At 68.8% G+C, this 13,793-nt stretch carries 8 protein-coding genes; 3 read left to right on the forward strand and 5 right to left on the reverse strand.

All coding sequences use genetic code 11. The annotated features are described in order from the left end of the window. Window positions 1-5: 5 nt before the first annotated feature. Window positions 6-881: a trans-aconitate 2-methyltransferase gene (locus tag JL108_RS09275; RefSeq protein ID WP_205198022.1), complete on the forward strand. Its 876-nt coding sequence runs from the start codon at window positions 6-8 to the stop codon at window positions 879-881. 19 nt (window positions 882-900) lie between these two features. On the opposite strand, the gene JL108_RS09280 is transcribed toward JL108_RS09275, so the two are convergent. From JL108_RS09280 to JL108_RS09300, 5 genes are all read right to left on the reverse strand, one after another. Beyond that, window positions 901-1,566 (reverse strand): TetR/AcrR family transcriptional regulator, encoded by a 666-nt coding sequence (locus tag JL108_RS09280; protein WP_205198023.1) that lies wholly within the window; start codon window positions 1,564-1,566, stop codon window positions 901-903. A 17-nt stretch (window positions 1,567-1,583) separates the two neighbouring features. Further along, the gene (locus JL108_RS09285; RefSeq protein WP_205198024.1) at window positions 1,584-3,344 is read right to left on the reverse strand and encodes an ABC transporter ATP-binding protein; all 1,761 of its coding nucleotides are present in this window, start codon (window positions 3,342-3,344) and stop codon (window positions 1,584-1,586) included. Next, a complete protein-coding gene (locus tag JL108_RS09290; protein ID WP_205198025.1) occupies window positions 3,341-5,170 on the reverse strand; it encodes an ABC transporter ATP-binding protein in 1,830 nt (609 codons plus the stop codon). The genes JL108_RS09285 and JL108_RS09290 overlap by 4 nt, the downstream gene beginning before the upstream one ends. 76 nt (window positions 5,171-5,246) lie before the next feature. Then, window positions 5,247-8,222, reverse strand: coding sequence for a choice-of-anchor M domain-containing protein (locus JL108_RS09295; protein ID WP_205198026.1), 2,976 nt, complete (start codon window positions 8,220-8,222; stop codon window positions 5,247-5,249). 90 nt (window positions 8,223-8,312) lie between these two features. After that, the gene (locus JL108_RS09300) at window positions 8,313-8,840 is read right to left on the reverse strand and encodes a hypothetical protein (RefSeq protein ID WP_205198027.1); all 528 of its coding nucleotides are present in this window, start codon (window positions 8,838-8,840) and stop codon (window positions 8,313-8,315) included. Between the two features lie 457 nt (window positions 8,841-9,297). Between JL108_RS09300 and JL108_RS20460 the strand changes: the two genes are divergently transcribed. Together JL108_RS20460 and JL108_RS09310 are read left to right on the forward strand one after the other, a co-directional pair. After that, entirely contained in the window at window positions 9,298-11,772 is a 2,475-nt protein-coding gene (locus JL108_RS20460; protein WP_205198028.1) for a helix-turn-helix transcriptional regulator, read from the forward strand. Window positions 11,773-12,208: 436 nt separating this feature from the next. Continuing rightward, window positions 12,209-13,793: choice-of-anchor G family protein (locus JL108_RS09310; RefSeq protein WP_205198029.1), on the forward strand; the 1,585-nt coding region annotated here is incomplete at its 3' end.

Raw genomic sequence — 13,793 nt, forward strand, 5'->3', positions numbered from 1 at the left:
CGCGCATGACGACCGACGATGACCGAGGACCCGACACCAGCGGCTACGTGGACTACCTGATCACGAACCGTGAGTTCACCGCCCCGGCGGTCGAGGCTGCGGTGGCGTCGATCAGCCTGGCAGACCCCGGTCGCCCCTTGCGGGTGCTCGACGCGGGCACCGGCGCCGGGGGAGCGCTGCCGGAGCTCGCGCGGCGGGCGGAGGCCTCGGGCCCCGAGGGCAGGGTTCTGGCCCTCGACGCCGATGAGCGGGCCATCGAGACGACGCGGGCATGGGTGGGCGATCGATCGTCGATCGAGCTGCGCGTCGCCGACCTGCGCGACGTGGCGGCCGATGCCTCGCGGTCCGGTGGCGTCTACGACCTGATCTGGTCGTCCGATGTCATCTGGCCGGCGACCTTCGACGACCCCGCGGCGGTGGTGCGAGAGCTCGGCGACGCACTCGCTTCGCGGGGCACTCTCGCACTGTTCACCACGAACTACTACCAGTCGATGATGCTCCCGGGGCACTCGCGGCTCGAACGGCTGATCCGGACGGCTTCGGAGCTGACCTGGGGTCTTCCCGACGACGGGCCGACCCACGCCGAGCGTCTCGGCGCCTGGATGCGGCAGGCGGGATTGGCCGACATCACGGTGACGGCATTCCCCCTCGCAGCCTCGACCGCCCTCGAGACCCCCGCCCGGACCTATATGGAACGGATCGTCTGGCCGGAGATGCGCCATGCCGTCGCCGCTCGGGGCCAGGAGGCGGGAATGAGCGAGGAGGACGTCGCTCGCGCCGAGGAGCTGCTCGACCCGGGCAACGACGACTGGATCGGCGCCGATCCGGATGCCTTCACCGTCCATCCCGCCCTGCTCTGGACCGGACGGGCACCGGCCTGAGCCGGTGCTCGACGCTCCGTCAGAACTCGGGCCAGTTCTGCTCCAGCCCGGTGAGGATGAACTCGATCTTGGTGTCCATGGCCTTCCGGGTGGTCCAGGACTCCTCCGGATGGAGCGGCGACCCGGATTCCCCGATCGCGTCCCGCACGGTGTCCAGCCCCGTTCGGCCGTCCTCGTCGACAGCGCGCATGGATTCCACGCCGAGGTGGGAGGCGAAGACGGTGTCGCCGATGAAGTCGAGCGCGAACATCGCCTGTCGTGGGGTCTTGCCCTGTGCGGCGAGGTGGTCCGCATACGCCTTGAACACGTTCTCGATGCGGGTGGGCGCGGCCGGATAGGCGTACACGAGGCGGCTCAGTCCCGGATAGTCCTCGCAGACCCGCCAGCACTCGTCCGCCCACCTGCGCAAGGTGTCACGCCAGGAGGCGGCGGGCTCGGGCAGCACGATCGTCGCTCCCGCGGCGTCCAGACAGGCGGTCACGAGATCCTCGCGCGAACCGAACAGCCGATAGATCGCGGCGGTGACCACACCCAGTCTCTCGGCGACCGCCGAGAGCGTGAAACGGTCGACTCCTTCGGCGACGGCCGCGGCCACCACGTCGTCGGCGGTGAAGGCCGGTTTGCGGCCGACCTTCCGGCCCCCGGCCGGGATCCGTCTCGGAGGTGTCGCTGACGGATCATGCATCGATCCAGGTTATCGGATCACGATCGGGTGAGCTGCCAGCCTTGGGCCCGATGGAGCCGGTCCCAGAAACGGGCATAGGTGCCGCCGGCCGCGAGCAGCTCGTCATGGGTGCCCTGCGCCTCGACGCCGCCCTGCTCGGTGAGGGCGACGATCTGGTCGGCCGCCGCGATGGTGTCCAGGCGGTGCGCGATGATCAGGACCGTCGCCTGCCGACGCAGCCGCTCGACGGCGGCGACGATACTGGCCTCGTTCTCCACGTCCAGCGCGGAGGTGGCCTCGTCGAGCAGCACGATCGGCGACCGCTTGAGCAGGGCGCGGGCGATCGCGACCCGCTGCCGCTCGCCACCGGACAGTGCCCGGCCGCCTTCGCCGACCCGCGATTCCCAGCCATCGGGCAGCCGTTCGGCGATCTCGGTGACGCCGGCCAGGTCGGCGGCCTCGCGGACCTCCTGCCGGCTCGCCCCCTCGCGCCCGACGGCGACGTTCGCCTCCAGCGTGTCGTCGAACAGATAGACGTCCTGGAAGACCATGGACAGCTGACCCATCAGCTGCTCGGTGGTCTGCTCGGCGACCGGCAGTCCGCCGACGCGCACGGTGCCCGAGTCGACATCGTAGAAGCGGCTGACCAGACGAGCGATGGTGGTCTTGCCGCTGCCCGACGGTCCCACGAGAGCGACCATCGAGCCCGCCGGCACGGACAGCGACACATTCTGGAGGACCGGTTCGACGCCGGGTCCGTACGCGAAGGTGACATCGTCGAGCTCGATGCTCCCCGGTGCCGGCAGCGCGCTGGCCGACGGCGGCTCAGGTAGCGGCTCGGCGGTGAGCACCTCGTCGATCGCGTCGAGCAGGGGGCGCCGTGATTCCAGCGCCATCGCACTCTCGGTGATGGTCGACAAGGTGGAGGTGAACCGCAACGCCAGGCCGATGAAGGCCAGCGCCGGTATCGGTTCCAACGATCCCGACACCGCCAGCGAGCCGGACACCCCGATCAGCACCACGACCACGCCCTGGGTGACCATGCCGCTCAGCAGCAGGCCGGCCGTCTCGATCCACTGAGCTCGGGTCTTGGCCGAGCGGGTGTGCTCGAGGGCCGTGCTCAGCGGTGGGAAGTCGCCGCTGCGGCCACAGGAGCGGAGCGCGCCCTGGCACTGCGCGTACTCCACGATGCGGCCCGCCAGGTTCACCTCCTCGGGCTCGTGGATCTCGCTGCCTCGCCGCATGAAGGAGGTGGAGATCAGCGTGATGAGCACGAACACCGGGGCGGCGATCGTCAGGGCCAGGCCCAGCAGCGGGTTCCACAGCCATGCCGCGATGACGATCACGATTGCCGCGGTGAATCGCGCGATGAGCGGCCCGATCATATGGGCGAAGATCTCGCCGGCGGACATCAGCTCGGCGGAGACCATCCGGGACAGCCTCCCGGACAGGGGCCGGGCGAACCAGCCCAACGGCTGCTTGGACACCCGATCGCCGACGAGGCGGTGGATGCTGCGCAGGAAGTCCAGGGCCACGGCGTAAGTGCGTCGTTCTTGTAGGTAGTGCAAACCGAAGCAGGTGACCGCCAGTACGGCCAGGACCACGAGCCATCCGCCGATGCGTAGACCCCAGACAGGGTCGCCGGAGGCCAGCGAGCTGATCGCCGGGAGAAGCGCCGCCAGGGCGAGCCCCTCGACCAGTCCGCTGAGCGCGGCGACCACGAGCGCCGGGCGCAGCGCCTCGGGCTCGGAGATCATGCGCCGGAGGCGGGGGAGGATGTCGATCAGCGGCAGCGTCATTCGGCACCTCCGAGGGTGGCTGTGGTCGACTCCCAGAGTCGGGAGTATCCGGTGTGGTCCATCAGCTCGTCATGGGTGCCCGTCGCGACGACGCGACCCGATTCCACGAGGACGATCTGGTCGACGCCCTTGATGGTCTCGGGGCGGTGGGCGACGAGTAGGACCGTCCTGTCCCGCGCCAGGTCGGACAGCGCCTGCTGGATCTGATGCTGCGACTCCGGGTCGGTGAGAGCGGTGGCCTCGTCGAGGATGAGCACGGGAGCGTCGACCAGGATGGCTCGGGCGATGGCGATGCGTTGCGCCTGGCCGCCGGAGAGTCCGGTGTCCGCGCCGTACACCGTGTCCAGGCCGGACGGCAGTTCGTCGATCTCATCGAGGACGCGGGCGGCGCGGGCGGCCTCGCGGATCTGCTCGTCGGTGGCGTCGGGCCGGCCGAGCGCGATGTTGTCGCGGATGCTGATCGAGGGCAGCTGAGGATCCTGCAGCACGAAGCCGATATGCGTGTACAGGTCCTCGATCCGGCTCACGGGAGCACCGCCGAGGCGGATCTGCCCCGAACGGGGGTCGTCGAAACGTGCGAGCAGGGTGGCGATGGTCGACTTGCCCGATCCGGATGGACCGACCAGTGCCGTCACCGTGTTCTGACGCAGCGTGAACGAGACATCGTCGAGGGCGAGCTCGGCGTGCTCGTCCGATCCGTAGGCGTAGCTGACCCGGTCGAAGACGACCTCGTGTCCGTCGGGGACCACGGGGTCGGGCTCGTCGTCGAGGACCGGCGTCTCGAGCAGATCGGTCAGGCGGCGGGCCGATGCGCCGGCCATCTGCTGGGCCCACATCGATCCCATCAGGATCTCGAGGCCGTAGGGGACGAGCAGGGCGATCAGCGAGGTCGCGAGGACGTCGGGGGCGGTGACCCAGCCCTGGTGCACCAGCCAGGTGCCGCCGCCGATGTTGACCAGCAGGATCAGGGGCACGGCGAGCAGGGAGTTGCCCAGCGCGCTCACGGTGATCAACGGACGCACCCACGCGTAGTAGAAGTCGTGGAACTCCTCGGCGGCGTGCTGGTAGGCACGGTGGGCACGGCCGACCCGGCCGAAGGCCTTCACCACCGTGATGCCGGTGACGAACTCGACCATACGGGCCGAGACGATGCCGAGCCTCTTGTCCATCTGCACGGTCTTCTCGCCCATGCCCCGCATCGAGAAGGCCATCGCCGCGACGTAGAGCGGCAGTGTCGCGATCGCGAGCAGGCCGAGCCGCCAGTCGATGATGAACGCGTAGATCATCAGGGCGACGGGCATGACGACCGCGTTGGTGACCTCGACCGGTCGATGTGCGATCAGCTGGTGGATGGTGCCGATGTCGTCCTGCAGCGCCTTGCGGACACGCCCCGAGTTGGTGGAGGTGAACCAGACGAGTGGCACCCGTGAGAAGCGCCGGATCATGCGCCGGCGGATCAGGTGGCCGAGCTCGATATCGGCCAGATGCGTGATGAGCAGCGCGACGAAGTAGACGAGGAGTCGGAGCGCGAAGGTGATCAACAGGATGCGCAGCCACCGATCCACCTCATCGGCGTCGACGGCGCTCCCTTCACGGGCGGCGCCGAGCAGCGCATCGCCGATGTGCACCAAGGCGATGTACGGGACAACGGCCAGGATGCCGGAGATCGCCGCCAGGAGTCGCCCGATCGACAGTTTCGAGGACACCGGGCTCATCAGGTCCTTGAGGGACTGAGCGTCGGCCCTCTGCTGGGCCTTCGTATCGGAGACGGTCTCGGACGCGGATTCACGGGAGGAGGCGTCGATCGTGGGGGCGTCCGTCGGCATGTCTCTCCTCGGTCGAGTGGCACGAGTCGAACCCATTGGTGAGGTTCGCCTTGCCTAATAGTAAATGGCATTCAGATTAGCTAGGAGTGCGCTCTGAGGCAAGGTCTCGGGGCCGTGACCGTCCTGCGCCGTGGCGGCCGATGGCGGCGGCCACTGCTCCGAGCAGCGTGAGAAGGAAGGCCGCGGCGAGCAGTTCTGTCGTGCCTGGCTCGGCTCCGGTGGGCGGCAGCTCCCCGTTTCCGCGCTTGCCGCTACCGCCGGCCGGGCCCTGGTGCGCGTTGTCGGCAAGGTTCCCGTCGGCGTCGGTACCGGCTGGAGTGTCACGCGACGTGGCGACGATCTCGAGGTCGTCCCAGCCCAGCAGCGCTCCACTGCCCTGCTGGACCACCACGCGGTGATGTCCCGGGCGGGCGTCGGAGGGGATCGTGACCAGGGCGGCGCCGTCCTGGCCCAGTGGCCGGGTGGACAGCAGCGTCGGATCGGAATGCAGCCAGATGCGCACCTGGAGACCGGCCCGCCTCTCTCCGGCTCGGACCGCGATGGTCTCGCCGGGCGCGGCGGTCGCCGGGACCGTGACCCCGCCGCGAAGCTCATCGGTGAGTGCCGCGTCGGGCACCGGGGCTATGCCACCGGGCGGCTGATGGTTGCCATCGTCGGCGCCGTCCTCGATCGTCACGGGATCCGATTGCGGTGACGGCGCCGACGAACCCACCCGATTGTCGGCGATGAGCGTGGCCGTCCACCTCCCGGCGGGCACGCTTCCGAACACCACGTCCGTGTCGTCAGCCGCGGCCCGGCGACTGAGCACGCGGCCCTCGATCGAGGTGAGCGCGATCGCGTATCCGGTGATGGGCGACCCGCCGTCACCGGGGGCCTGCCAGCTGACCGCCACATCGGTCCCGTCGGCCTCGGCGGTCGGTGCGTCCGGCCGGTCCGGCACCGACGGATCGTCGGGACCGGGCTCGTCATCGTCCTTCGGGTCGATCGGCGTGCCGCCGTTGGCGCAGGACCGGTCCAGCGCGCCGTTATCGGCACCCTTCCAGATCGGGCTGGCCGGATCGCCGGGATCGACTCGTCCGTCGACCACGAGCGTCAGGGTGGCGCTCTCGTCGTAACCGTGGCGATCCGCCCAGGAGGTGTCGATGCAGTACTTGCCCGGTGAGCCGAAGCGCCAGGTCGAGGACGGGATGACCCCCGAACCGGGACGCAGTGTGAACTCGCGTGGGGAGTCGAGCTCGACGGCCCGGAAGCTGACGCTGCCGGGCCCGCGCGCCTCGTCGAAGGTCACTCTCATCGGCCCGGACCCGCGCGGCATGCCGAGCATGTCGGTGCCGAGCAGTCCCAACGATCGCAGGAGAGGTGGCTGCGTCGCCTGGTACTGCGGTTCGGTGGCGTGGACGATGGCGTCCTCCGCCTGCACGAAGCGCGTCGGTTCGCTGGTGCCCGGTCGCCAGTCCGCGATGGTGAGGCCGTGGTCGAGGGTGGGATGCATGCTGACGGAGCGTGTCCCGGGCACGACGTGCGCCGGCGCCACATCGGCGACGTCCACGGCGGGTGCTTCGGGCGCGCTCGGCGCGGGGAGCGTCCGCGCGCACGGGGTCGCGGTGGCGGGATCGGTCTGGTCTCCGACGGCCAGCGTCAGCCAGTCGCGGACCACCTGCAGCTCGCCGCCGATCTCCGTCTGCGCCGAGACGGCCAGGCAGTAGACCCCCGGCTCGGTGAAGGTCCAGTGGTAGTGGGAGTGGTTGGAGACCGCGGCCGAGGAGAGTGTCGCGGGTAGGCCGGGACCGCTGATCCCGCTGCGGGTGTTGACGAGCACGTTCGGAGCATTGGAGCCCGACTGCTGCCACACCGCCAGCTGGCCGGGTGCCGCCCCGCCGTCGGGTGAGGCGATCTGTTCGATCGTCATATCGGTGAGCGAGCCATTGGCCACCAGTGCCCGGTCCTCGGTGCTGCTGCCGATCCAGGCGAAGTCCCGAGTCCCCAGGTCCGCGGAGGTGGCCTGAGGGCTGTTCCAGATCTCCTGGCCAGGGTCGCCCATGAAGGGGTGGCTGCCATCGGCGGGAACGGTCGTCTTGATCCTGTCGTTCTGGTGGATGACGACGTCCCGGTAGTCCAGTGAGCCCTGACCGTCGACATGGGCGCGAATCTCGAGCCGGCGATCGTCTCCCTCGCCCACGAGCCGCGGCGCCACCACGTCGGCGTGGCCGGTGCGCATGACATAGATGTCTCCGGGCTGCGGTTCGGTGGGTTCGGGTTCCGTGGGCTCCGGTTCCGTCGGCTCGGGCTCGCTCGGCTCGGGCTCCGGACTCTCGCCGGGACCGCCACCCGCCGTACCGCACGGAGCATCGATGGGGACGCTGTCCCCGACGGCGAAGCGCACCCGCTGGGGCGGCGTGGTCATGCGCTCAGGCATGCGAGGGAACAGCGCGGTCGCCGTATACGACACGCAGTACATGCCGGGAGCGGTGAACCGGTGGCGGTAGCGCGCGTCGGTGCTGCTCCCGACCCCTGCCAGGAGGATCACGGATCGAGATTGCTCCCGCCCCTCGGCATCGCGGCCCGTGCCGAGCATCGGGGAGGTGAGCCCCTCGGTCTCCGTCGCCGGCTCCCACGAGCCGTCGGCGGTGTCGCCGTCCGCGGTGTACGCCTGGTAGACGCCGCCTTCGGGGGCGATGACCTCGTCGAGGTTCAGCGCGATGTCCGGCTCAGCGGGCCGGACGAGGGCGAATGTCAGAGAGGGTGCGGCCGCGTCGTCGCCGCTGACGCCGCTGAGCCAGGCCCGTTCGCCGGGCGCGCCGAGGGTGCGGTGTGCGGGGGTATCGGGGAGCTCGTAGCTGCGACTGTCGGCGATGCGCAGGGTCTTTCCGCGTGAGCCCGACTCGAACCAGCTCATCTGACCGGCGGACCAGCGCGGCTGCAGTCGGGCCGATCCGGCGGCCATCTCGGTGTCGTCGGCGAAGCCCGCGGTGGCTACGAGCGGACCGGTGAGGAGCGCGAGGAGGGCGGTCAGGAGGAGTCCGGTGCGAAGAGGGCGATGCGTCACAGTCATTCCAGGGGTAGCGGTCGGGGTGATGAAGTCCTCGGCCGTCGACCGGTGGGCGCCGTGAGGACGGCGCCCACCGGCCGGCGGTGATGCGGATCAGCCGACGACGAAGCGCGCCTCGCCGTAGGCCGCGCCCGCGGCGCCGGCGTCGACATCGAAGCCGACGTAGTCGTCCCACGGGGTCGCGGGACCATCGAAGGTCCACACGCCGTGGACATGGCCGCCCGCGGGCAGCGTGAGCTGGCCCTGGCCGCCGAACTGCACGTCCGGATGCGTGATGTCGATCGTGATCGTCGATGCGCAGCCCGTGCCGGACGCCGAGTAGGTGAAGCCGACATCCGGGACATTGGCATCGTCGTGGGCGTCGACGCTCCATCCTTGGGGTGTCGCGCTGACCGCGTCGCTGGTGCCCGGGTAGACGAACTCGAAGTCGGCGAGGTCCGCGGCCGGATGGCTGGAGCCGTTGATCGTCGTCAGGAACTGATAGCTGCCGTTGGTGCACTGGACGTTCACGATGTCGTGGTGGCCGGGGTCGACCGTGGTGGCCGCCTGGGCGGGGGCGGCCGCGACTCCCACGGTCGCCAGACCTCCGACGATCGCTGCTGCCAATGAACGCTGACGCATGAAGCTCTCCTTCGTGGTGGTCCCGGTGCTCTCATCGGGACAAGGGCATGGCGAACACCCCCGGGGAGGGGGTGCGATTCTGCTCTCTAACCGCCGCTGACCGGGCGGGCTGGTCACCGAGATGGTGATGGTGGAGGGGATCTCAGCTAAACATTAATGGGAGTCGTTGTCAATAAGTGCTGCGGAGTGATCGCCCGCATGGATCGGGCGGGGGCGCCACGATGTTCTCGGTGAGCCCGCCACGGCCTCCGGCCACGACTGCGTCGCCGCTCACCGCCGAGGCCTCGCCCCGGCTGCCGGGAGGCGGCACCCGAGTGTCCATCATGCGTCCGCTTCGGGTTGACCTGCGAAATGCAGACCTCTACCTTTGGTGTTGAGTCAAAATCACCGATGCCCGTCACTGACGGGCATCTATGCCGTCGGATGGCGGCGGCGCAGCATTTTTCGGGGGCTGAACGTGAGGCGCATCTGGCGGCCAGTCTCGCGCCCGCGTGCGCGAGACGAACGAGCGATCACTCGTTGGATCACGAGTCAGAGCCAAGATCTCCTGCTCCTCACCGGTGCCGGCGGCATCGGCAAGACGTTCACCGTCTCGCGCTCCATGCAGCAGCTCGGGGATCAGGTGGTCGCGTATCGATTCGGAGGTATCGGCGCCGCGGGCCCGGCCTATCTGCATCCCGTTCCGGGCACCAGCGACCTGGCAGGCGCACTCATCGACCAGCCGGTCGATATCGAGGACCCCGACGATCTCGCCGGACCCGCGTTCGAGGATCAGCTGCGAGAACTCACCCGGGCCGTCCGGGCCGTCTCGAGTAATTCCGTAGCGCGCGTCCTCTTCATCGACGACATCGGTTCGGTGGACAAGGCCATGGTCGGGGTACTCACCGGCCTGCGTCGCACTGCGCAGAAGCTCGGCTGGCGGGTCATCCTGGCGGCCAGGAGCGCCCCCTTGGCGCTGTATCTACCCGACGGATTCCTCGTGCGCAGGCTCGAGCCGCTGAATGTGAACGACCTGCGAGACGTGGTGCAGGAGGCCTTCGCGGCATCCGTGTCCCTCGTGGTCGCGCGGCGGCTTCATTGGTGGAGCGGGGGCAGTCCCCTGCTCGCTCTGGAGATCGTCGACGACCTGAGCGACGCCGAACTGTCCGGTGACCGCCCGTGGCCTGGTCCGGCCCGGGTGGGTGAGGGCGCGATGCGACTTTATGGCGCGCTGGTCGAGTCGTTGAGCGCGTCCGCCCGCGCGCTGCTCGTGACGCTCAACGCCTCCCCGTACGTGAGTCGGAAGGCGGGCCGATCCTGGGACCGCTGTGTGTGGAAAGAGTTGGAGGAGGCCGGCCTCGTCGCTTCTGCCGGTGAGGGGTGGGAGCTGCTCGCGCCGATGGCTGCGTTGCTCGCCGAGGCTGACCCGTTGCCGACCGGCGAGCTGCAATGGCACGGTCCGATCGCCGTCGATGGTCGCTCCTCGTCCAGGTCTGGGGCCGAGCGCGGTATCGCCGAGGATCATCGGGCCCATCGGCGGATCGCGAACTCGCTCATCCGAGGCCTGATGAGCGGCGATGCCAGTGCGATGGAACCCGGGTCATGCGGTGCCGAGCCGACAGAACGGCACGAGTGCCCGGATCACGTGTGGTTCGACGACCCGGAGGCAGTCTCCGAGGAACTGCTCAAAGCCGGTCGTCGAATGCTCGCCAGCGTTCTGCGGCTGGAACGCGCGGACTCAGCCATAGCCTGGTCTCAACTCCTCGACGATGCTCGTCGCATCGCCGCCACGTCGTCGCTGTCGGTACGGGGCGTCTTTCCCCTCGTCAAGGTCCTCCTCACCACCGGCGAGCTGAGCTTGGCGCGCTCACTGCTCAGCGCCAAGCACGAGGCACTGCGGCTCGATTCCTCGCAGAGCCAGATACAACGTGTCGGGGGAGACCCCGATGGGACGCTCGGCTGGGTGAGCGTCGCCTTCGCTGCCGCGCATCTGGCTCTCGTGGATGGGCACTACCATCGAGCCGAGTGCTGGCTCGACGAGATGACGAGGTTGAATCCGATGCTGGACGGTGCCCCCACCGTCGAGAGCATGCGGGCCGTCACCCGAGCGATGCTCGCGGGGGCGCGGCCCGATAACAGCGCACCTGAGCAGATCCACGGTCTCAGCTCCCGTGCGACCGGCGAGCGCGCCATCAACCTCGGCCAGGCGTACGCCGCTCTCTCCGACCACACCACGGCAGTCGCTCTCTTCGCGGTGGGTCTGGATTTCGCGCCGACGCCCTACCAAGGCAGCCTGGATATCGCCAGCCTCGGTGTGGCGATGGTTGGAGCGGCCCCCGACCCTTCGTCGCGCCGCTTCTCCACGATCTTCTCGCGGGTGCTCGATGCGGCGCAGGAGCACGAGGGCATCCCGACGCGCGCCGCCACCTCGGTGCGGCTGCGCGCAGAGGCCGTGCAGGCCACCGCCGGATTCGTCCGCGGACGCGATGACCCTGCGCACATCCGCGCGCTCTACGTCGAGTCCCTCACGGCCGCGGCGGCGGAGGGTTCCGTCAAGCAGCGCATCATCACCCAGTTGTGCTTCGCGCATTTCCTGGTGAAGTCAGGTGAGAAGTTCGATGCCGAGGTCATGCGCGAGCGGGCGGCGGCCACCGCCACCCTGGCCGGCCTGGATGGCTGGAGACGCGCGATCGGCTCCGAAGCTCCGCCGGAGACGCCAGAGCCGGTCGAGGTCACGATCGACTGGCAGGAGTTCGACGAGCTGGAGCGGGACATCCTCGTCCTGGCGGGGCGTGGCGCCACCAACGTCGAGATCGCGAATGCGGTCTACGTGTCGGAACGCACTGTCGTCAACCGGCTGCGACGCATCTACGCACGGTGTGGCGTGAATGGCCGAGCCGGTCTGCGCGGGCTGATGGATCTCGCGCCGCCGCAGTGGCCCGACAACGCGTAGCCCTCCGGCCCTCTGGCGGACGGGAATCTCGGTCTTGCCTGTGATGGTCGGGGGCTCTGTCATCGGGTAGGCCATCGCGGCGACCGATCACGACGCCACACAGCAGAACCACCCTTCAACGGTGCGCGGACCCGGTAGGTTACGGGCTTGCGTCACGGCTTGCCCTAAAGCTGCGTTCTGCTGCGCGGGCCGCCGGGGATGCCTTGACGCAGTCTTTCCTCCGGGTACTGCCCAGATACCTGCGCCTTCTGCTGATGTGGTCGCGGGACGGGGTGCCCAACCTCGTCTGTCCGCACTCGACAGCACGGAGGTACTTCTCGTGAGACGTTCACGAACGGTCAGATCGGCGGCCCCGCCGCGCCGGTCGCGGTGGTCACGGCCACTCGCGGTCGGTGTGGCGGTCGCTGTCGGCGTCATCGGATCGAGCGGGCCGGCCGTGGCTGCGCTCGATACCTATCCGAGTGACCCGGCAGAGGCCGAGGCCAGCATCATCGACACCTCGATCCTGGGGATGGAGCTCGCTGGAGGAGGGCGGACCGCTGCCGGTTCGATCAGCGATCCCGGGCCGAACAGCGGGGCCTTGAATCTCGACGTGCTCGGCAACGAGCTGATCTCGCTCGGCGATATCGAGCTACCCCTCGATGAGTTCATCGACTTCGGCCAGCTGGGGGTTCTGCTCTCTGAGTCCGAAGCGTCAGGTCCGCGCGACGCACGTGCCATCTCGGGGGTCGCAGGTGGAGACGGATCGATCACGCTCGATGGTGCCGATGCGGACTTCGGTTCCGCATCGCTGGATCTGTTGTTCCTCTTCAACGAGCTCGGCATCGACGGTGTCACCGATCTGCTGATCGATGACGCACGGCTGATCCTGGGCGCTGGCGGTGCGGAGGTCATCGCCGAGGACGGTCAGTTCCTGGACCCCGACGAGGTCGGTGGGCCGGGTCAGTACAGGGCCGCGGAAGCGACCCTGCTGCTGTCCTCGCCGGCGGTCGACGAAGCCGCCGGGCAGATCTACGACACGATCGGGACCATCGATCAGACGATGGAGGAGCAGGTCAACGATCTGCTCGACCTGGCTCCCCTCGAGCAGATCCTGAGCGCCTTGCCGGGCGTGTCGGCCACGCTCAGTGCGCAGGTGACCTCCACGATGCAGGAGGACATCTTCGCGCAGGTGCTGGCCGAGCCGATCACCACCAAGAACGAGGTGCTCACGGTCGACTTCTCGACCGGAACCTTCGAGTTGCACCTCGATCAGCTGCTGTCGGGTGAGAATCGACCCGGGCAGCCGACGGGGATGAACAACCAGAATCCCAACACCGAGCTCATCGACGATGAGCTGTACCCGATGATCGCCGAGACGGTGCACGATCTCATGGAAGAGGTCACCACGATCGTCGTCGGCGCGATCGAGGGGGCGCTCGGCAGCGTCACCGTTGATCTCACCGCGGGAATCAGCGCGCTCGGGAACGGTGCGACGGTGACGACGAGCGTCAACCTCATGGGCGATATCGCGAACGGCACGTGCGTGCCGTCGGGTCTCGGGGGCGCCGCGCTCTGCGCTACGCTCACTCAGGCGATCAACGCCGCGGCCCCGGTCATCGAGGGTCTCGTGCAGCCGATTCGCGACTTCGTGCTCTCCGATGCCGGCCAGCAGATCTTCGATCTCCTGGTCCGTGACATCAAGACCGGTTTGATCACCGTGCCGCTGCGCGGAGCGCTGGAGCCGTTCATCGAGATGCTTGCCCAGGTCATCTCCTTGCAGCTCAACCGGCAGGTCGCTGAGACGTGCACGCTGGACGGGACGGAGACGCTCGGCTCTCTCGAGGTCTCGGCGCTGAGTCTCGGGCTGGTGCAGGCGGCCGACGGCGCACGGCTCAATCTCGGCAATGCCGGTGCCCGAGTGGACGCTTGCGATCTTGCTGTTGGTGATCCGGTGATCAGTGCTGTGTCGCCGGTTCCGGCTGGTGGTGATTCCGTGGTGGAGTCGTCGGGTTGGGAGCCTGGTGCTGAGGTGTCGGTGC

The organism is Aeromicrobium sp. YIM 150415, from assembly GCF_016918125.1.
GTDB classification, from domain to species: Bacteria; Actinomycetota; Actinomycetes; order Propionibacteriales; family Nocardioidaceae; genus Aeromicrobium; species Aeromicrobium piscarium.

What these genes read in the sequence shown, in the direction of transcription:
- JL108_RS09285 (WP_205198024.1), bottom strand. Translation starts at nt 3,344, where the DNA reads ATGACGCTGCCGCTGATCGACATCCTCCCCCGCCTCCGGCGCATGATC.
- JL108_RS09290 (WP_205198025.1), bottom strand. Translation starts at nt 5,170, where the DNA reads ATGCCGACGGACGCCCCCACGATCGACGCCTCCTCCCGTGAATCCGCG.
- JL108_RS09280 (WP_205198023.1), bottom strand. Translation starts at nt 1,566, where the DNA reads ATGCATGATCCGTCAGCGACACCTCCGAGACGGATCCCGGCCGGGGGC.
- JL108_RS09275 (WP_205198022.1), top strand. Translation starts at nt 6, where the DNA reads ATGACGACCGACGATGACCGAGGACCCGACACCAGCGGCTACGTGGAC.
- JL108_RS09295 (WP_205198026.1), bottom strand. Translation starts at nt 8,222, where the DNA reads ATGACTGTGACGCATCGCCCTCTTCGCACCGGACTCCTCCTGACCGCC.
- JL108_RS09300 (WP_205198027.1), bottom strand. Translation starts at nt 8,840, where the DNA reads ATGCGTCAGCGTTCATTGGCAGCAGCGATCGTCGGAGGTCTGGCGACC.